General features: G+C 60.9%; 14 protein-coding genes and 3 pseudogenes. 9 read left to right on the top strand and 8 right to left on the bottom strand.

Going from position 1 to position 19,894, the window contains the following annotated elements; genetic code table 11:
- Window positions 1–77 precede the first annotated feature (77 nt).
- The 7 genes from B5V02_RS31775 to B5V02_RS31745 form a co-directional block, all read right to left on the bottom strand.
- Window positions 78–785, bottom strand: a complete 708-nt coding sequence (locus B5V02_RS31775; protein ID WP_111548061.1) for a GntR family transcriptional regulator — start codon at window positions 783–785, stop codon at window positions 78–80.
- 130 nt (window positions 786–915) lie between these two features.
- Window positions 916–1,674 (bottom strand): aspartate/glutamate racemase family protein, encoded by a 759-nt coding sequence (locus B5V02_RS31770; RefSeq protein ID WP_111547950.1) that lies wholly within the window; start codon window positions 1,672–1,674, stop codon window positions 916–918.
- A 10-nt stretch (window positions 1,675–1,684) separates the two neighbouring features.
- Entirely contained in the window at window positions 1,685–2,407 is a 723-nt protein-coding gene (locus B5V02_RS31765; protein ID WP_111547949.1) for an ABC transporter ATP-binding protein, read from the bottom strand.
- On the bottom strand, window positions 2,404–3,183 hold the full coding sequence (locus B5V02_RS31760; RefSeq protein ID WP_111547948.1) for an ABC transporter ATP-binding protein: 780 nt from the start codon (window positions 3,181–3,183) through the stop codon (window positions 2,404–2,406). The genes B5V02_RS31765 and B5V02_RS31760 overlap by 4 nt, the downstream gene beginning before the upstream one ends.
- A 3-nt stretch (window positions 3,184–3,186) precedes the next feature.
- A complete protein-coding gene (locus B5V02_RS31755) occupies window positions 3,187–4,149 on the bottom strand; it encodes a branched-chain amino acid ABC transporter permease (RefSeq protein WP_245446329.1) in 963 nt (320 codons plus the stop codon).
- An 18-nt stretch (window positions 4,150–4,167) separates the two neighbouring features.
- Window positions 4,168–5,034, bottom strand: coding sequence for a branched-chain amino acid ABC transporter permease (locus tag B5V02_RS31750; protein WP_111547946.1), 867 nt, complete (start codon window positions 5,032–5,034; stop codon window positions 4,168–4,170).
- 80 nt (window positions 5,035–5,114) lie between these two features.
- The gene (locus tag B5V02_RS31745) at window positions 5,115–6,317 is read right to left on the bottom strand and encodes an ABC transporter substrate-binding protein (protein WP_111547945.1); all 1,203 of its coding nucleotides are present in this window, start codon (window positions 6,315–6,317) and stop codon (window positions 5,115–5,117) included.
- A 200-nt stretch (window positions 6,318–6,517) separates the two neighbouring features.
- Here B5V02_RS31745 and B5V02_RS31740 point away from each other — a divergent pair.
- Window positions 6,518–6,865: pseudogene (locus tag B5V02_RS31740) on the top strand (aspartate 1-decarboxylase); the annotation flags it as partial.
- 104 nt (window positions 6,866–6,969) lie between these two features.
- Window positions 6,970–7,467 (top strand): annotated as a pseudogene (locus B5V02_RS31735) (bifunctional hydroxymethylpyrimidine kinase/phosphomethylpyrimidine kinase).
- A 1,175-nt stretch (window positions 7,468–8,642) separates the two neighbouring features.
- Here B5V02_RS31735 and B5V02_RS31730 read toward each other — a convergent pair.
- Window positions 8,643–10,073, bottom strand: coding sequence for a basic amino acid/polyamine antiporter (locus tag B5V02_RS31730; protein ID WP_111547944.1), 1,431 nt, complete (start codon window positions 10,071–10,073; stop codon window positions 8,643–8,645).
- A 293-nt stretch (window positions 10,074–10,366) separates the two neighbouring features.
- On the opposite strand from B5V02_RS31730, the gene B5V02_RS31725 reads away from it, so the two are divergent.
- The 7 genes and pseudogenes from B5V02_RS31725 (at window position 10,367) to B5V02_RS31695 (ending at window position 19,892) form a co-directional block, all read left to right on the top strand.
- The gene (locus tag B5V02_RS31725; protein WP_111547943.1) at window positions 10,367–11,800 is read left to right on the top strand and encodes a basic amino acid/polyamine antiporter; all 1,434 of its coding nucleotides are present in this window, start codon (window positions 10,367–10,369) and stop codon (window positions 11,798–11,800) included.
- A 23-nt stretch (window positions 11,801–11,823) separates the two neighbouring features.
- A complete protein-coding gene (locus B5V02_RS31720; RefSeq protein ID WP_167458760.1) occupies window positions 11,824–13,062 on the top strand; it encodes an arginine deiminase in 1,239 nt (412 codons plus the stop codon).
- Window positions 13,063–13,132: 70 nt separating this feature from the next.
- Window positions 13,133–13,705 (top strand): HdeD family acid-resistance protein, encoded by a 573-nt coding sequence (locus tag B5V02_RS31715; RefSeq protein ID WP_245446328.1) that lies wholly within the window; start codon window positions 13,133–13,135, stop codon window positions 13,703–13,705.
- Between the two features lie 50 nt (window positions 13,706–13,755).
- Window positions 13,756–14,913 carry an efflux RND transporter periplasmic adaptor subunit gene (locus B5V02_RS31710; RefSeq protein ID WP_111547940.1) on the top strand — a complete coding sequence of 386 codons (1,158 nt, stop codon included), beginning with the start codon at window positions 13,756–13,758 and terminating at the stop codon, window positions 14,911–14,913.
- Window positions 14,910–18,082, top strand: a pseudogene (locus B5V02_RS31705) (efflux RND transporter permease subunit). Before B5V02_RS31710 ends, B5V02_RS31705 begins: the two are co-directional and overlap by 4 nt.
- Complete coding sequence (locus B5V02_RS31700) at window positions 18,079–18,627, top strand: HdeD family acid-resistance protein (RefSeq protein ID WP_111547939.1); 549 nt, start codon at window positions 18,079–18,081, stop codon at window positions 18,625–18,627. The pseudogene B5V02_RS31705 and the gene B5V02_RS31700 overlap by 4 nt, the downstream one beginning before the upstream one ends.
- Window positions 18,600–19,892 carry a glycosyltransferase family 2 protein gene (locus tag B5V02_RS31695; RefSeq protein ID WP_111547938.1) on the top strand — a complete coding sequence of 431 codons (1,293 nt, stop codon included), beginning with the start codon at window positions 18,600–18,602 and terminating at the stop codon, window positions 19,890–19,892. The genes B5V02_RS31700 and B5V02_RS31695 overlap by 28 nt, the downstream gene beginning before the upstream one ends.
- Window positions 19,893–19,894: the final 2 nt, after the last annotated feature.

The following is a 19,894-nucleotide window of genomic DNA, read 5'->3' as shown; positions in this document are numbered from 1 at the left end:
AACTCGAGAGACCATAATCCAGGCAGTGCCGGCAACCACGGCTGCTCGCGTACAGCAGCGCTGAGTGCTCTCCCGCTCTACGGACGAAGCAAGTCGGAGAGATTGTCAGACTTTTCTATCTTGTCTGTGAGGTCGAGCCCCGACAGGAGGTCGACCAGATGACTGGTCATCAGCTCGGCCGCTTGGGAACTACGCCCTGCTTCGATTGCATCGACCAGCGCGTGATGGGCGTGTTTCTCACAGGTCGCGTCGCGCCGTTTCCAATAAAGCGCGATGATGAGGGAAGAATGCGAGACAAGGTCGCGAACGAATTTGGTGAACACCGAATGTGCAGCGATCTCAGCGATGCCAACGTGGAAACGTGCCGACAGCATGATCGCCTCGCTGTCCCGGCCAGCGTGAAGTGCTTCATGCTCCTTCTCGAGATGCTGCCGCAACCATGCAATGTCGCTTGGTACCGCCGCGCTGGCGGCGAGCCAAGCCACCTTGGGTTCGATCAGCGCCCGTGCCTCGAACACCTCGCGGGCTTCAATTTTCGACGGCTGTGCCACGAAAGCACCGCGGTTCGGCTCCAGCCGCGCCAACCGGTCATGGGCCAGAGCTTGCAGGGCAGCACGAATGACGGTGCGGCTCACCGAATAGATCGTCGCCAACTCATCTTCCGGCAGCTTGGTGCCAGGGGCGAGACGATGACTGACGATGGCATCTCTCAGACCAAAGTAGATCGGCGACCAGCGGGTTGCCGGTTTTTCGTCACGATCCTCTTCTCTGAGCACTGTCAACATGCTTTTCAACGCGCAGGCACAACACCGCCTGATCTATCCCAAACCGCTTAACGGTCGATGCAATCTAGTATCGCTTGCGCGGCGGTCAATCCCGGGACACAGGATCTCAATTCGTAAGGCCAAGCGCGTTCTAGGTCGGTGATATAACCGCTGCGGCAGCTCCGGCCGGAGACAGCGATTCATAGATCCCCGAAAACCGTTTGCTGCGGGGAGCAGCGTATCCGCCGACCTTCGACGTCCTCAAACCGACTCTGAACAGGCTCTCTGCCAACGTCACCGCGCAGGCGACACCGTCGAGTACGGGAACGCCGTGTTCCTGCGACAGGCTGCTTGCCAGATCGGCCATGCCGGCGCAGCCGAGAACGATCGCCTCCGCCCTGTCCTCAGCGATGGCGCGCGCGATCTCGTCCGAGATTCTGCGCCTGGCGTTCGAGCCCGGTAGTTCGAGATCGAGCACGGCAACCTCCGACGACCTGACTTTGGCGCAGCGCGACGCGAGGCCGTATTTCACCAAATTGTGCTCGATCGCCGGAACGGAGCGGGCGAGCGTCGTCACAACACTGAACTTGCCTGCAACAAGGCTGGCTAGGTGGAAGGCGGCCTCGCCGATACCGATGACCGGAGCCTCGGTGGCGCAACGTGCCGCGTCCAGCCCGGTATCGTCGAAACAGGCAATCACATAGGCATCGATGGCCGCTGCCTTGCTCATTTCGGCGATGATACCCGGAACGGCGAAGGCCTCGTCGAAATAGCCTTCGATGCTCGGCGGACCATCACCGGGGTTGACCGAAATGATCTCCGTTTCTGCGGAGGCGACGCTCATTGCCGCCTTGCCGATCTTGGCGGTCATCGATGCGGTGGTGTTGGGATTTATGACAAGTATGCGCATGCGATAAGCCTCAGACCTCGCCGCCAAGATAAAGACGCTTGACTCGTTCGTCGGTCAGCAAATCGGCGGAATTCCCACTAAGGGCGACGCTGCCGGTGGTCAGCGCATAGGCACGCTGCGAAATGCGCAACGCCATGCGGGAATTCTGCTCGACCAGGAGAACGCTGACCTTTTCGTCGCGATTGATTGCCACGATCGAGCGGGCAATGTCCTGGACAAGCTTCGGTGCGACGCCCAGTGACGGCTCATCGAGCAGCAGCAGGCGTGGCTTGGCCATCAACGCTCGGCCGATAACCAGCATCTGCTGCTCGCCGCCGCTCATCGTTCCGGCGGCTTGCGAATATCGCTCCTTGAGGCGAGGAAAACGGCCGAGCACCATCTCCAGCGAGTTGGCAATCTCGGCCTTGTCGGAGCGGGTGAAGGCGCCCATCAGGAGATTGTCCCGGACCGACATGTAAGGGAAGACACGGCGCCCCTCTGGAACCATGGAGATGCCCATCTTGACCACGTCATCGGGAGCAGCGCCATCGATGCGCTGGCCATGGTAATGGATCTCGCCGGACTTGATTTTGCGCAGCCCGGTGATGGCGCGAAGGATCGACGATTTGCCAGCACCGTTGGCGCCGATCAACGCAACGGTCTCGCCCTCGTTGACCTCAACCGACACGCCTTTCAGCGCATAGACGTGATCGTAATAGAGTTCGACATTAGCGAATTTCAGGATCTGGTTCATAGGCCGATCGCCTCGTCTTCGCTGCCGAGATAGGCCTCGATCACTTTGTCGTTGTTCTGGATTTGCGCCGGCGTTCCCTCGGCGATCTTCTCGCCGAAATTCAAGACGACGATGCGGTCGGAAATCTTCATGACGGCAGGCATGTCGTGCTCGACCAGAAGGATGGTGAGGCCAAGCTCGCGCAACCGTTTGACCATCGCCACCATTCTCATCGTCTCGTCGTGATTCATTCCGGCGAAAGGCTCGTCCAGCAGCAGGATCGACGGGTTCGTGGCGAGACCGATGGCAATGCCAAGGGCCCGCAAGTGACCATGCGGCAAGTTTCGGGCGATTTCACCGGCGAGCGACGATAGGCCGAGCAGCTCAAGAATGTCGTCGGCCGAGGCGCCGAAGGCCGCCTCGTCGGCCTTGGCCGTGCCGGTGCCGAGGAAGAAGCCAATCAGGCTCGCCGTGGAGCGCAGATGGTGAGCGATGATGACGTTTTCGCGCACGCTCATGTTCTTGAAGATCGTCGTTTCCTGAAACGTCCGGACGACGCCCTTGCGTGCCGCGATGTGCGGCGCCAGATCGGAGATGCGCTCGCCCTTCAAGCGCACCTGGCCCGATGTCGGCCTGAGGAAGGACGAGATCAGCTTGAACAGCGTCGATTTGCCGGCGCCGTTGGGGCCGATAACCGACAGTATCTCCTTCTCGCGCACCGAGAAGGAGACGTTGTTGACCGCGACGAGACCGCCAAAGCGCTTCGTCAGGGCCGAGACTTCGAGCAGATCGGCCATGGCTCAGCCCTTCTTCCGGGTCGTGGCGGCAAGGCTCAGCAAGCCGTTGGGCAGGAACAGCATCAGCACGATCATCAAGGTCGAGTAGATCAGCAGCTGGAACTGGCCGGTCTGGAACAGCAGGTCCCAGCCGAAATAGAGCACCAGCGTGCCCAGCATCGGACCGAAAACATAGCCGAGCCCTCCGAGGAAGCAGTTCAGCATGAAGTTGACAGAGTCGGTGACCGTGAAGCTGGACGGATAGATCGATTGCGAGATGGCGGCGAAGATCGCTCCGGCGACGCCGCCGAAGAAGGACGAGACGGCATAGGCGATGACGCGCAGATAGGCGATGTTGACGCCGATCGACGAGGCCAGCTCCTCATTCTGCTGGAGTGACTGGCATAGCTTGCCAATGCGTGAATGAACCAGCCGGTACACCACCGCGAAGCAAGCCACCATGAGCGCGGCCGCCAGCAGGTAGAAGGCAAGCCGGGAATTATGCAACGTGGCGAAATCCGGAATGATGATGAGGCCGAAGACCGACAGCGCCCCGGGCAGCGGGATGCTGACCATCCCCTTGGCGCCGTTGGTGACCGGCAGCGCCAGCGCCAGAAGCCGCGCGACCTCAGTCAGCACCAGTGTCACCATGGCGAAATAGACGCCGCGCAGCCGAAGGATCGGAAGGCCGATAGCGACGCTCGCCGCCGCGCAGAACAGGCCGGCGGCCGGCAGCGTCAGCCAGAACGACCAACCGTAGGTCACCACGAGTATGGCCGAGACGTAGCCCCCCATCAGTGCGTAGGCGCCCTGACCGATATTGATCCGGCCGATATAGAAGGTGAGCCACACGCCGGCACTGGCAATGCTGAGCAGAGCCACCGAGGTGAGCGTGTAGTAGAGGTCGGTCCGACCGCTGGCGGAGATCAGAACCGGCACGGCGATGAAGACGATCGCCAAAAAGGCGGCGACTGAAGCAATTTTCATGTTATGCGTCATCGCACATCAACCCCACGGCTTGCCCATCAGCCCATTGGGGCGGATCGAAAGGAACACCATCAGCGCCGCGAAGATGACGAGGTAGGTGACGTCGCCATATTCGCGCAGCACAGTGAGGCCGACGGACTCCATCATGCCGAGGATGAAGCCGCCGGCGATCGCGCCGCCGACGACGCCGGCGCCGCCGATCATCACCATCATAAAGGCCTTGATCGAGATCGGCCCGCCTATGCCGGAATTGACACCGGTGATGGTGACCAGGAGGCCACCGACGATGCCGGCGAGCATGGCACCCATGGCGAAGCCGATCATCGTGTAGCGATCGACCTTGACGCCCATCAACTGGGCAGCAACCCGATCCTGGGCCAGCGCCCGCATGGCTCGCCCTACCCTGCTGTACTGCATGTAAAGGACGAAGGCGGCGATGAAGACCAGTGCGAGCACGCCGACGAGCATACGGTCATAGGGCATGATGATGCCGCCATCGTTGAAGACGCCCTTGACGATCTTGGGTACGCCGCGCTGCTTTTCACCGAAGATGAGCAGGATGACGGCGTCGAAGAAAAACGCCGTCGCCGCCGCCAGCAGCATGGTGCTTTCCTCTCGGAGGCTGCGCTTGATGACGGTCCGGAAAAGAAACTTCTCCATGAGCGCTCCGATGACCGCAAGGGTGACGCCCGAAGCCAGCAGCGCCAGAACGAAGGGCAGTCCGAGCTGCCCGTAGACGGTGTAGCTGATGAAGCCGCCCAGCACGTACATCTGCCCGTGGGCAAAGTTCAGCACGTTCATCAGGGCGAAGATCAGGGTGAGCCCCAATGCGATCAGCGCATATTGGGCGCCGAGGTAGAATCCATTTGCGATGACCTGTTCCATGGACGCCTTCAATCTTCCGAGGGACCCGGAGAATGTTCCGGGTCCCCGGCAACGCGGGAGGAAGAAACCGCAAGCTAACCCTAATCGACCGTGCCGACGAACAGGGTCTGGAAGGCACCGTCCTTGTACTCGTTGACCACCATCGGCACCGCGAGCTGGCGCTTCTGGCCGAAGGAGGTCGTGCCGACATAGCTCAGCTTGGCATCGCCCTTCAGGTAGGGGTTGGGCGCCGAGAAGGTGTCCATGGTCTTCTTGAATTCATCGACATTGTCGATCGCCGCCGGATTGGCCTTCAGCGTGTCGATGATGTACTCGAGCGCATAGACCTTGGTGTTGGACTCGTCATTGTACTCACCGAACATCTTGGTGTAACGGGCGACGAATTCCTTCATCGCGTCCGAGGCGATCTCGGGCGTGGAGGCACCGCCAACCGAGATGAAGCCGTTGGCGTATTCGCCGGCGCCCTCCTCGAGAACCTTTGCGTCCTGTGCCGTTTCGGTCGAGATCAGGCCTTCGAAGCCGAGCTCGCGGGCGGCGCGGATGAGCAGCGGCGCATTGGCCGGCGCGACGCCTGACAGCACGAGCAGATCGGGCTTCAGCGCAACGATCGGCGTGAGCACCGGCGTGAAGTCGCGCGTATCGTTCTGGTAAGTGTCGTTCTGGGCGACAATCTTGAGGCCGAGCGCCTTGGCTGCCTCAACGCCGCCGTCACGCTGGCTCAACGGATCCGATTCATTGGCGGCAACGAAGGCGATCGTCTTCACGCCCTTGTTTTCCTTGAGGTATTTGTAGATCGCCGGGCCCGATTGATAGTTAGCGATCATGCCGAGCACGGCATTCGAGGCAGGCTTCTGATAAAGCGCCTTGGGGAAAGCGTAAGGGAAATAGATGATGCCGTTGGCCTCGGCGACCGGGCGCACGGCGGCAGCACCGTCATCGACATTCGGGCCGACCACGTAGTGGATGCCCTCCTGCGCCATCTTTTCCATGCCGGCAATGGCGCGCTTGGGGTCTTTCTGATCGTCGAAGGTAACGATGTTGACGTTGTAGGTGGCGTCGCCAATCTTGACGCCGCCGGTCTCGTTGATCCAGGCGGCACGCGTCTGCATCGAACGTACGTTCGACGTGCCCCAAGCGGCGGCGGGGCCACTGGTGACACCGACGAAACCGATCTTCAGTTCCTTGTTCTGGGCCTCCGCGGACGGCATGCCCGCAGCGGCCATAGCGAGAGCGGAGACGGCGCCAAGCACCATCGATTTGAGAGTCGAGCGTCGGTTGATCATTCTGGCATTTCCCCTTCTGGTTATCGCGCTTTGTGTTTTGCTCTTTGGCTGCGCGGATGCCCTAAGGGAAACCTCTAGCGCAAGATTGTCAACACAGTTTTGATATTTTGTGTACAATCTCACCACAGATTGCAGACCGAGAGGCAGAGAAGACGCATCCTGCACGGCTGCGGCAGCGATATCCTCTCGCCCGCAGGCGCGGGATCCTGCCGATGGAATTCGTGGAGATATGGAACAAGAATTCCGGCGCTCGGATTTCGACCTATGTCATTCTGGGCGGGCGCGGCTCACGGTGCTGCATCCTCAATGGTGCGGCGGCCCGCACCTGCCAGACAGACGACCAGATCATTGTCTGCAACTCGATCTACCTGGACGAAGTGCATATCACCTCGCTGAAGCTGCGGATCGTCACGTTCGACCAGGACAACCACATCCGCGACCGCCTGAGTTACTCGGTCGATCTCGACGCGCAAGGGCGATACAGTTTCTCCATCCTTGACGGGGCGAATGCAACTTTGGCCATTCTTGCCTTGGCCTCCGGGACGTAATTTGTTCTCGATCTTTGCTCGCGCGCTTCCCTGGGTTTGATTGGCCGCCGATCACCGCCGCAGGCCGAATGCGCTTGACAAAGTAGCGCTGGCCAACGGCTGAGATCATCGCTGCCGTTGCCGCCGTGCTGCGCGAAAATCCGCACGTGCCGGCAGTGCTCGACCCCGTACTGGCCTCCACTTCAGGCCGGGCTCTGCTAGAAGCAGGCGCCATCGCCGTCATGAAGCGCAATCTGATGCCGCTTTGCCGTCTCGTCACACCCAATCTCATCGAACTGGCGCTCCTTGTTGGCTCAGAACTGGCGGTGGATGAGGACGGCGCAGTATGGCAAGGCTAGGGATTGCTGGCCGCCGAAGCGCAGGCCCTGCTGATCAAGGGCGGCCACGCATCGGGACCTCGATCAACCGATATTCTGTTGCGCTTCGATCAAGCACCGATCCGCTTCGACATGCCGCGCCTTGCCACATCGATGCGCGGGACGGGTTGCATGCTGGCCAGTGCGATTGCATTGCATCTGGCGAAGGCGGGCCCACTCGAAGACAGCGTGCACATGGGCAAGCTGCTTGTCTTCGAGAGGCTGCAGAAGAAGGCAGCCGAATGACAGTGGTTTATGCTCAAGTTGATCGGCCTCGGTTGCCGCTTGCCCCCTGAGCGGACGCCCGTCTTTCGACACCTCAGCCTTTGTCATGGGCGCGAGCCAGACCCGCCGATTCGCACGCCATTGTACGCCGCAGCATGTCAGATCACCCGAACGGTCAGGAAGGAGCGAGGAAATGGCCGACGGGGCGGCCGTTTCTACGCAGTAGCCTCCCCTACTCCCACTCGATTGTATCTAACCCAGCTAGATCATTGATCTAGCTGGGTTTTTTCTTATTTGTGACGCACAACGCCGACCCATGGGCCGTCAAAAAATTACGCTCTTGATTTTAAAGGGAAAATCGCCGCAAAAAATATTTTGAGGTTTCACCAACTATCGGGACCAATCGGCGATTTTTTGCACTTTACGGCGTTCGACGGCGTGCCCAAGCCGTCTCAAAAAGTACCGACACCGCTCTAACTAGCGCATTTTTTAGTTGCAAAATCAATGGTCACGGCGGGCCCGGAGGGACGTCGTCTTTTCAACAAAAACAATCAGTTAGTGGGTGGTTCGCCCAGCCATATCCCTCGTATGTTCTCGTATTCGGTGGCGAACTGGGTAAGAGCTCCAAATAAGCACCCCCACCCTCTGATCCCTAATCTGAACGTCACAGGTTCGATTCCTGTCGGAATCGCCAAAGTTTTCAAGTACTTAGCGAACCCGCGCCGTCCTTTTTTTGCGAATTAAGTACGGCGAATTTTCTTGGACGCACGACATCGAACAGATTAGCATACGCCTCGACAATGCGAACGGAAAGTTGTCCTTCCGGCTAGAAGCGCTCCCGTTCGATGGGCGTCACACGCCATTCCTGGCTGGACTCCAGTCTTAATAGGGTAGTCTGCCTCCGCCGGTGACAAAAGATCACAAGTGTTGGCCGGCTTGCACCGAGCTGCCATCCGGGTGGGCGTGAGCTGTGGCTAACCCCAAAACGTTCAAATTTGGAATCACTCATCGGAGCGACCTGATCCTTTTGAATCGGGTCTATAACCGTGTTTGCCGCGAGCAAGGAATTGCCAAAGGCAGTCATCGCGCGGCCGAACTGAGAGCGAGTGCAATGGCGCTTGTCTCGGTGGGCGAGATCGACGAAGCATCTCTTTACGAGCGCCTTCGACGGGTCGAATATCCCGTTCCTCCCGACGCTAGATAGCGATCTGGCCCGTTGCGACGCCGTAGATCCCAAAAAGGCAGCCAGCTGCTGCGGCCGCAAAGACAATCCATTCCGCGCCGACCAACACCGGCTTGTTCTGCTCCCGTCTGACCTGAACAAAAAGTAAGGTGCCGGGTGCGTAGAGGATGGACGACAGCAAGAGGAATTTCAGGCCGCCTGCGTAGATCATGAACGCGGCATAGAGCGTTGCTATACTGGCAACGATCAGGTCGCGAGATCGCTCCTGGGGTCTGGTGTCGTAAGTCTCATGGCGCATCGCGAGAAGAAGGCCGTATGCAGCAACGAGCAAGTAAGGAACCAGGATCATAGCGCTGCTCAGCTTCACCATCAGCACGAATGCGTCTTCCGAAAAAAGAGTGCTGATCAGAAACAACTGAATCACGATATTGGTCAGCCAAAGGGCGGCGGCTGGCACTTTGTGGCGGTTCTCGCTTGCAAAAATCTTTGGCATGTCTCCGCTCTTTGCGGCTGCGAACAACACCTCCACACAAATCAACGACCAGGCCAGATAGGCCCCGAGCACCGAAACAATCAGTCCGATGCTGACGAAAATTCCTCCCCACGGTCCGACAAGGGACTCCAGCACGGAGGCCATGGATGGCTGTCTCATAGCCGCGATTTCCGTCCGCGCGAGCACAGCGTAAGGCAGCAGCGTAACCAGGACCAGCAGGCACAACACGCCGACAAAACCCAGGATCGTAGCGGCGCCGACGTCCGAGCGTTTTTGTGCGTAGCGGGAATAGACGCTTGCGCCCTCGATTCCGATGAAAACAAATACGGTGATCAGCATGGTCGCGCGGATTTGCTGGAAGAGACCGCCCGGCGACACGGGCTCCGCATCCCAGAGGTTCGCGGCGAAAAAGTCGGCGTTGAACGCGCTGATCAGAATCACGATAAAGACAAGGATAGGAACGACTTTCGCGACTGTGACAACGGTGTTGATGACGGCAGCTTCTCTGATCCCGCGCAGGATCGTGAAATGGAACAGCCAGAGTCCGAGCGAAGAGACCAGGACAGCGGGAACCGTGTCGCTGTTGCCGAAGAAGGGCAAGAAAGCGCCAAGCGTCGATTTGATCAGGACCCAGTAAGAGACGTCGGCGATACAGGCGACCAGCCAGTAGCCGAAGGCCGACAGAAACCCGGCATAGTCACCGAAACCGGCTTTTGCGTAGGCAAAGATGCCGGCATCGAGTTCGGGCTTGCGCTCCGCGAGTGCCTGGAAGACTCGCGCCAGGGTGTACATCCCGGCCCCGGCGATACACCAGGCGATGATAGCGCCAACCGGCCCGGTCGCGTTGGCGAAGGTGCGCGGCAGTGAAAATATACCCGCGCCGATCATTGATCCGACCACCATGGAAGTTAGCGCGGCCAATGAAAGGGATCGCGGGGTATCGGATGTCATGGTCGCGTCCTAGGGAGGGCGTTTGCTTACCCGGCTGTGGGCTTTGCAGTCGCATTCCAGACTATCCTTCCGCCCGCTCCAACGCGGCCAGAGAGGCGATGAAGTTTCGATGCTGCATCGACGTCATCGACAAGTCTAGCCAAGGTGACGCTCTGGGACGCCACAAGTCCCAAATAGAGACTTGGTGCCAAGCCGTGAGATTCCCAGCTAATTTCACGCCCATTTCAAAAGCATAGATTTACTTCGCCCATTGGTTGCGGGCTCGCTTGGTCGCCCATCACCGGGAGAGAGACGTGACGAGTAAATCCGAGCAGAAGCTGTCCTTGTTCGCGTTGACCGCAATGGTCGTCGGATCGATGATCGGGGCCGGTATCTTCAATCTGCCCGGCAGGTTCGCCACCGCGACGGGCCCGTTCGGCGCCATCATCGCCTGGGCGATAGCCGGAACCGGCATGTACATGCTGGCCCGGGTGTTCCAGGCGCTGGCCGCGAAGAAACCCGATATCGACTCCGGCGTCTTCGCCTATGCCAAGGCGGGATTCGGCGACTATATGGGCTTCCTCTCGGCGTTCGGCTATTGGCTCGGAAGCTGCCTCGGAAACGTCTTCTACTGGGTGCTGATCGGATCGACGCTCGGGCGCTTTTTCCCGGAGTTTTTTGGGGATGGCAGCACCGCGACCGCGATCATCGTCTCGCTGGTTGGCATCTGGGCCTTCCATTTCATGATCCTGCGCGGCGTCGAGCAGGCCACCTTCATCAATAGCGTCGTGACGGTCGCCAAGATCGTACCGATCATCGTGGCGATCCTCGCCATGGTGTTCGCGTTCAACTACACGCAATTCTCCGAGAACTTCCTCGGCGGCGTGGGCATGCCGGAAAAGACCCTGCTGGCGCAGGTGCGCGACACCATGCTGATCACCGTTTTCGTCTTCCTCGGCATCGAGGGGGCGAGCGTGTATTCGCGCTTCGCCGAGAAGCGTTCGGATGTCGGCACCGCGACCATTCTGGGTTTTGTCGGCGTCACGGGCCTGATGGTAGCTATCACCCTTCTGCCCTACGCCACGGCTCCGCGTGCGGCCATCGCCGGAGTCCAGCAGCCCTCGCTCGCCGGCGCGCTCGAACTGGTCGTGGGACATTGGGGCGCGGTGTTCATTTCCATCGGCGTGCTGGTGTCAGTGCTCGGCGCTTATCTCGCCTGGTCGCTGATCTGCGCCGAGGTGCTGTTCGCCGCGGCGAAGTCGCAGGACATGCCGAAGCTTTTCGCGGCGCAGAACGGCAACCGGGTTCCCGCCAACGCGCTTTGGCTGACCAATATCGTCGTCTCGCTATTCGTCATCTCAACCTACTGGTCGCGTGACGCCTTCAACGTCATGCTCGACATGACAAGCGTGACGGCGCTGCTGCCCTACTTGCTGGTCGCGGGCTATGGCGTGCTGATCGCCCGCCGCGGCGAGGGGTACGAGACCACGCCCGGCGAGCGCGGGCGCGACCAGTTATTCGCCTGGATCGCCGTCGTCTACACGCTCATCATGTTTGTGGCCGCCGGCTTGAAATACGTACTGCTGGTGGCGGTGCTCTTCGTGCCGGGAACCGTCCTCTACCTCTGGGCGCGGCGCGAACAGAACGCGCGGTTCTTCACATCGGTCGAACTAATCATCTTCGCCGTCACCTTGGTCGCTGGCCTCGCCGGTTTCGTCGGCCTGCTGACCGGCGCCATTACACCTTGACGAGAAAGGCACAAGCCATGGCGATGGAAACGAAATTCGGCGTGCATTCCGAAGTGGGCCAGCTTCGCAAGGTCATGGTATGCGCTCCGGGCCGGGCTCACCAGCGGCTCACGCCGAGCAATTGCGACGCGCTTCTGTTTGATGATGTGCTCTGGGTCGACAACGCAAAACGCGATCATTTTGATTTCATGACCAAGATGCGCGACCGCGGTGTCGAGGTCGTCGAGATGCACAATCTGCTCGCCGAGACTGTCGCCATTCCGGAAGCGAAGAAGTGGATTCTCGACAATCAGGTAGTGCCGAACCAGGTCGGCCTTGGTCTCGTCGACGAGGTGCGCTCCTATCTGGAAGGGCTCTCCAACCGCGATCTGGCTGAGACGCTGATCGGTGGCCTCTCGACCCACGAATTTCCCGAATCCATCGGCGGCGAACAGCTCGAACTGATCCGCGACGCGGCCGGGGTGAACGAGTATCTACTGCCGCCGCTGCCGAACACGCTCTACACCCGCGACACCACCTGCTGGATTTATGGCGGCGTCACGCAGAACCCGCTCTACTGGCCAGCGCGGCATGAGGAGACCATCCTCACCACCTCGATCTACAAGTTCCACCCCGACTTCGCCGGCAAGGTGAACGTGTGGTGGGGCGACCCGACCAAGGATTGGGGCCTCGCCACGCTGGAAGGCGGCGACGTCATGCCGATCGGCAAGGGCAATGTGCTGATCGGCATGAGCGAGCGCACCTCGCGTCAGGCCATCAGCCAGCTCGCGGCGGCGCTGTTCGAGAAGGCCGCCGCCGAGCGCGTCATCGTCGCGGCGATGCCGAAGTTGCGCGCGGCGATGCATCTCGACACGGTGTTCACCTTCGCCGACCGCGACTGCGTGCTGCTCTACCCAGACATCGTCAATGGCATCGAGGCATTCTCCTACCGACCGGACGGCAAGGGCGGCGTCGAGCTGCACAAGGACAAGGGTACCTTCGTCGAGACGGTGCGCGACTCGCTCGGCCTCAAGCGGATGCGCGTCGTGGAGACCGGCGGCAACGCCTATATGCGCGAGCGCACCCAGTGGGACAGCGGCGCCAACCTCGTTTGCGCCTCGCCGGGCGTCGTGTACGCCTACGACCGCAACACCTATACAAACACGCTGCTGCGCAAAGAGGGCATCGAGGTCATCACCATCATCGGCGCGGAACTGGGCCGCGGTCGTGGCGGCGGCCATTGCATGACCTGTCCGATCATCCGTGATCCGGTGGACTACTGACAGCGGAGAGCGTCTCCGGAGATCAGAAATGGGCGCCGCTCATGCAGGAATTCTGGCTAGGCGATCGACGATGAGCGGCGTATCCACGAGCGGAACCGATCACCAGCACCGAGCGGCCTCCCTGCGTTCCAAATGGGGATGGTTTTTAGCGTTGGGTATGACCCTGGTGTCGGCTGGAGTGCTGGCCGTCGCCCTGCCCGCAGTTTCTACATTTGCGGCAAGCGTTGTCCTTGGAATTGTTCTTGCACTCGCGGGCGCCGTGAAGATGCTTCAATCCTTGCAGGTCAAGGAGTGGAGCGGATTCATCTGGCAAGAGTTGACCGGCGCGGTCGAGCTGGTCGGTGGTATCCTGATATATTTTAACCCGTTGAAGGGCGCTCTCGCGATCACTCTGGTGATCGCCTTGGTGTTTCTTGTACAGGGCATTCTTCAAGTCGCGCTCGCGGTCCAGGTGCGGAAGCAAGCTGGTTGGCAGTGGTTCGGCGTTTCGGGCCTGGTCGCACTGGTCGCCAGTGCGACGCTCGCATTGAAGTTGCCCTACACCAGCATTTACACGCCAGGCACGATTGCCGGCATTTCCCTCCTTGTCGCGGGCGGCGCGTACATTGCCATTGCCCTCACGATGCGCAGAGCCGGGTCATGAAGATCTCGCGCAAAACATTTGGGCAACATCGTTCGGGTTGAGAAGCCGAGATGATCAGACATTTCTCTTGTGCTTGCCTGATGATTGCTTGTTTGGCGGGCGCCGCGACGCCTTACCTCAGTTCGACTTCCTTCGCCCAGCAGCCTGGAGCGAGGCAGGGACTTCCGCCGCCTGCTGTGGTCATCGAACAGATCAAGGTTCAGCAGGTCAGCAGTCCCGCGCAATTTACTGGTCGTGTGGAAGCGATCGAAGCAGTCGACATCCGGGCGCGCGTCACCGGCTTTCTGCACTCTGTCAAATTCAAGGATGGGCAAGCGGTAACGGCTGGGGACGCACTGTTTGAAATCGAGCCGGATCAGCTCGATGCTCTGGTCGCGTCGGCGCGGGCCCAGGTGGCGCGTGCCGAGGCAACGCGAATATCGGCCGAACGGACCCTGGCGCGCAACCGGGACTTGTTCGCCCGAAGAACGGTCTCGCAGGCCGCCCTGGACGAGGTTCAGGCCGCATTCGATGTCGCTGCCGCCGATGTGCAGGTTGCTCAGGCGGCCCTGGCTACTGCCGAACTCAACTTGTCCTATGCTCATATCACAGCACCGATCTCCGGCAACATCGGCCGCGCGACGTTCACGACGGGCAATCTGGTCGGATCGGATTCCGGCTCGCTGGCACGAATAGTCGGCCTGGACACTGTCCGCGTCGCTTTCGCCGTGAAGGAGGGGTTGCTTGTGACGATCCGGCAACAGGAGGCGAGCGGCAGCAACCTCGATCCAAATACGCTGAAACTTTCGCTGCGTCTTGCCAACGGGACGGACTACGACACGCCCGGTCGAATCGAATTTATCGAGAACGAGATCGACCCGCAGACCGGGACGGTCGCGGTCCGCGCAGTTTTCCCCAATCCTCGTCACATCCTTCTGCCGGGACAGTTCGTCACCCTCTACGTGCAGGAGAAAGACGCGCCCAGCTTGCCGGTGGTGCCCCAGGCGGCGGTGCTGCAGGATCGCGAGGGGCGCTTTGTCTATCTGCTAGGCAAGAACAATATCGTCTCGCAACGGCGCATCGATACCGGCGCACGCGTTGGCAATGGATGGGCGGTCAACACCGGCTTGAATGGAGGCGAGCAGGTCGTCGTCCAGGGAATCCAGCGTCTTGCCGAAGGCATGACGGTTCAGCCGAGCGAAGGCCAGCCGGTCGGCGGCGGCTCATGATTTCCGATCTCTTCATCACCCGGACCCGGCTGGCGATCGTCATTTCAATCGTCATTTCGATTGCCGGCACGATCGCCATCTTTTCGCTGCCGGTGCAGCAATACCCTGAGATCACGCCGCCGACGGTCACGGTGTCCGCCATCTATCCCGGCGCCAGCGCGGAAGTGATTGCCGATGTCGTCGGTGGGCCCCTGGAGACAGCCATCAATGGCGTCCCCAATATGATGTACATGTCGTCGACGAGTTCGAATGCCGGGCAATATTCGCTGTCCGTGACGTTCGAAGTGGGGACAAATCCTGACATTGCGCAGGTCAATGTGCAGAACAGGGCGCAACTGGCGATTTCCCAGTTGCCGGCCGCGGTAACCCAGCAAGGCGTGTCGGTGCGGTCGCGCTCGCCCGACTTCGTGCTCGGCATTGCCTTCTATTCTCCTGACAGCAAGCTCGACGTGCTGCAGATCACCAATTTCACCTCGACGACAATCGCCGATGCGATCTCGCGCGTCGCGGGCGTCGGCGAGGCTTCCGTCGTCGGCGCGTCCGAATACTCGTGCGTGTATGGATAAATCCGGCGCGCATGGATGCGCTCGGCATAACCGCCGATGACGTGGCGGCTGCCATCCAGCGGCAGAACATCCAGGCCTCGCTCGGCCAGGCCGGCGCCCCGCCGGCGCGGGAAGGCACCGAGCTACAATATACGCTTGTGGCCCGCGGCCGGCTCATGAGCACGGATGAATTCGGCGACATCGTCGTGCGCACCGGGGAGGCCGGAGCGATCGTACGGCTGCGCGACATCGCCCGCATCGAACTCGGCGCCCGGAATTACTCATCGAGCGCGAGCTTCGCTGGGCACGAAACGGCGATGTTGCAGATAAACCAGGCGCCTGGGGCCAACGCCATCCAGACCGCCAATGCCGTGCTCGCCGAGCTCCAGCGCCTTTCATCCGGGTTCCCGCCCGGCCTCCAATACCAGGTCGTCTACGATGCAACGCGTTTCGTCCGGACGAGCCTTTCGCTGATCGCGCGTATCCTGGGCGAGGCTTTCCTCATCGTGCTCGTCGTCACATACCTGTTCCTGCAGGACTGGCGCGCCACCTTGGTTTCGGCACTGGCCATGCCCGTCTCGATGCTGGGCGCCATCGCCGTCCTGCTGGCGTTTGGATACTCGATAAACTCGATCTCGCTGCTCGCCCTGGTGCTGGCCATCGGACTGGTCGCGGATGACGCGATCCTTGTCGTCGAGAATGTCAAGCATGTCATGGAGGACGACCCCACGATCGAAACGGCGGCGGCGGCTCGCAAGGCAATGGGGCAGATCACCGGGCCGATCATTTCCACCACGCTCGTGCTCCTCGCCGTGGTGACCCCGACAGCTTTTCTCTCGGGCATAAGCGGGCAGCTCTACCGTCAGTTCGCGATCACGTTGTCGGCGGCGCTGGTTCTCTCGTCATTTGTCGGTCTGACGCTCAGCCCCGCACTCAGCGCGATCCTGCTGAGACGCGGACAGCGCGGATACCGGCGCGGTCCACTCGGCTGGTTCGCGCGCCTCCTGGATGCGACGCGCGTCTGGTATGGGCGGGTGGTCGGGTTCCTGGTGCGGCTGTGGATCATACCTCTCGCCGCGCTCGCCGCCTGCTTCCTGGGCGCCTACCTGCTGCTCGGCAGCCTGCCCGCCACCTTTCTCCCGGACGAGGACCAAGGTGCCCTGTTTGTGGATATCCAGCTTCCGAACGCCGCCTCGCTCGATCGCACGCGGGCTATTGTGGGCGAGGTTCAAAAGACGCTCTCGGCGACGAAAGGCGTCGAGAACGTCATTTCGGTCGCCGGCTTCAGCATCGTGCAGGGGACGCAATCTCCCAACGGAGCGATGGTGGTCGCGGCGCTGGATCCCTGGGACCAGCGCAACACGCCGGACCTGCGGCTGGACGCCATGCTTGCAAGATTGCGCGCGCAGTTCTCGACCATTGCGGGCGCAAATGTCGCTGTCTTTTCGCCGCCAGCCATTTCCGGAATCGGCGCGGTCGGCGGACTCGACCTGCGCCTCCAGGCGTTGCAGGGGCAGTCGCCGGAGGAGATTGCGGAGGTGGTGCGCGGATTCGTTGCGGCGATCAACCAGGCGCCGGAAATCGGTGGCGTGGCGACAACCTTCAGCGCCGATGTGCCGCAGATTTACGTCGATGTCGACCGGACCCGCGCCGAAGCGCTTGGCGTGAGTGTGTCCGATATCTATTCGACGATCGGCGCCAGCTTCGGGTCGCGCTACGTGAATGACTTCACGCTGCAGGGGCGGGTCTTCCAGGTTAATCTCCAGGCTGACGCCGAGCATCGCGGGGACGCCGAGGATATCCTCAATCTCCATGTGCGCAGCCGGGCGGGTGCAATGGTGCCGCTCAGGGCGGTGGTGTCGACCAGCACCGTCCTCGCGCCCTTCGTCATCTCCCGCTACAACCTCTCGGTATCGGCACCGATCAACGGGCAGGTCGCGCCTGGCGGCAGTTCCGGAGCGGCGATGGACGCTATCGAACGCGTGGCGGCTAAGGCGCTGCCGGCCGGCTATGGGTACGAATGGTCCGGCCTGTCCTTCCAGGAGCGGCGCAGCAGCGGACAGGAGACCATCATCTTCGGACTGGCCTTTCTGTTCGCCTATCTGTTCCTGGTAGCGCAGTACGAGAGCTGGACCCTGCCCATCGCCGTCATCGTGTCGCTCGGAGCCGCCTTGTTCGGCGCGACCGCGGCGCTCACGCTTTTCGGACTGCAAAACAGCCTCTACGCGCAGATCGCCATCGTGCTTCTCATCGGGCTGGCGTCCAAGAACGCCATCCTGATCGTCGAATTCGCCAAGGAGCGCCGTGAGGAGGGGCGGCCGATCGCTGAGGCAGCAAGGCTCGGTGCCGAGCAGCGCTTCCGCGCCGTGATGATGACGGCTCTGTCCTTCATTTTGGGCATTGTGCCCTTGGCGGTGTCCACTGGCGCCGGCGCTGGCGCTCGCCAGGCGGTGGGCGTCACAATCTTTGGCGGCATGTTGGCCGCAACAACGATCGGCCTCTTTATCATCCCGACCCTGTTCGCGGTGATCCAGCGCATGGCGGAATGGGGCTCTTCCACGACCGAAAGCAGAAATGGAACCACCGATGATGAGTTAGTCCCTCAATCGAGGAGGAAGCTATGACCGCCTATGAGAATGGAACAGCATCGACCGTGCCGCCCACGTCGGTTCGTCTCCTGCTTGGCCTTATGCTGATTGTTGCGGGAGTGTTCGTCTTGGGCGACATAGCACTGGCCACCATGATCAGCGCGATAGTCATTGGTGTCACCGCCATTGTCGTGGGTGCGTTCGAAATGATGCACGCCTTCTGGATGAAGGGATGGGGCGGCTTCGTATGGCAGTTCGTCCTTGGCATGCTGTATATCATTTTCGGCGCGACGGTCTTGAATCAACCCGTCTCCGGCGCCTTGGTCCTGACTTACATCCTCGGACTGCTGCTCGTGGCCTCCGGCATCGTGCGCCTTTTTGTCGGCATCAAGCATTGGAGCAATGTCGGCTGGACAATGGTTCTGTCCGGAGCATTCGGAGTTCTGGCTGGCCTTGTCATCCTCACTGGATGGCCCACGACCGGTCTTTGGGTGCTTGGACTTTTGCTCGGTATTGACCTCATCTCGCATGGCATTGCCTGGCTGACATACGGATGGCTGCCAGCGGCCAGAACAGCGTAGGGGTCCGCGTGTTCGAGTTGGCGCAGCATCTAGCCGGAACGAACTTGTTCTCGCTGATGTTTGCGGCGCTGATCTTCGACATTCCCCGCTACACGTTGTCTTTGATCTCGCTTGCTCTGCTCATCATGCTGAGAGGGCCCAGCCATAGCCGCACGCCGCCCGGCGGCGCTTCAGTCAGCGTCATCCTGCCGGCCTTCAACGGCGCCGCCGGGCTCGACCGCTCGATCGCTTCACTGCGCCGGCAGACCTTGCCGCCGCTCGAGATCATCGTCGTCGATGACGGGTCCACCGATGCGACCCGCGCGATCGCTGAACGTGCTCGCGCGCGCGGCGAGGTGGATATGGTCATCTGCCACGGCACGCGCTGCGGCCGCAGCGCGGCCGTGAACGCGGCGGCGCGATTCGCCCGCGGCGATCTGCTGCTGACCGCGGACTCGGATACGACCTTCGATCCGACGACGTTGGCGCGGATGGCCGGTGTTTTACGCGATCCGCGCGTGGCCGCCGCGAGTTGCAACATCGACGTCACCAATGAGCGCGACACGCTGACGACCGGGCTTCAGAGCGTCGAGTATCTGATGTCGCTGTCCGCGGGACGTTCTTTCCTCGATATGATCGAGGCCATCGCGTGCTGCTCCGGGGCCTGCTCGATGTACCGGCGCGACGTCTTCATGCGGCGAGGCGGGCTCGATGTCGGTCCCGGCGAGGATCTGGAATTCACCCTGCGCCTGCGCCGCTTGGGCCATGCTGTCCGCTTCGTGCCGGATGCCTGGGCAACCACAGCCGTTCCGGACAACCCCGTCAGTCTGTTGCGGCAACGGGCGCGCTGGGATCGGGACGCCTTGCGAATCCGCTTCATGATGTATGGCGAATTCAGTCTGTTCCACCCGCGTGAACGGCTGCCGGATACGCTTCAAAGACTGGACTTTATCGTCCTCGACTTGATTCCTACACTCATGTTTCCATTTTATTTGATTTACATTGTCGCGGTGTTTGGCGGGAATGCGACGCTTTTTCTTGGGGCCGTCTATGTACTCATGCTTGTCATATCGCTGTTCAATGTTGCGCTCGCCTTCGCTTTGTTTAACAGATCCGCCAGTTTCTTTAGCTTCTCGGTCGCGCTGATCTTCCCGCTCTACCAGGGTATCGTCATGAAGTGCGCGCGGTTCGTGACCTACTCCGCCGAAATCTTGTTCGCTACTTCACGGCATGACGACTTCGTGCCGCCGCGCGTTCGCCGAGCGCTCTTGAGCGGCCGGGGCTGAGA

Source organism: Mesorhizobium kowhaii (assembly GCF_003253745.1).
Lineage (GTDB): Bacteria > Pseudomonadota > Alphaproteobacteria > Rhizobiales > Rhizobiaceae > Mesorhizobium > Mesorhizobium kowhaii.
Note: the sequence above shows the minus strand (reverse complement) of the source record. Positions and strands in the feature narration are given on the sequence as shown.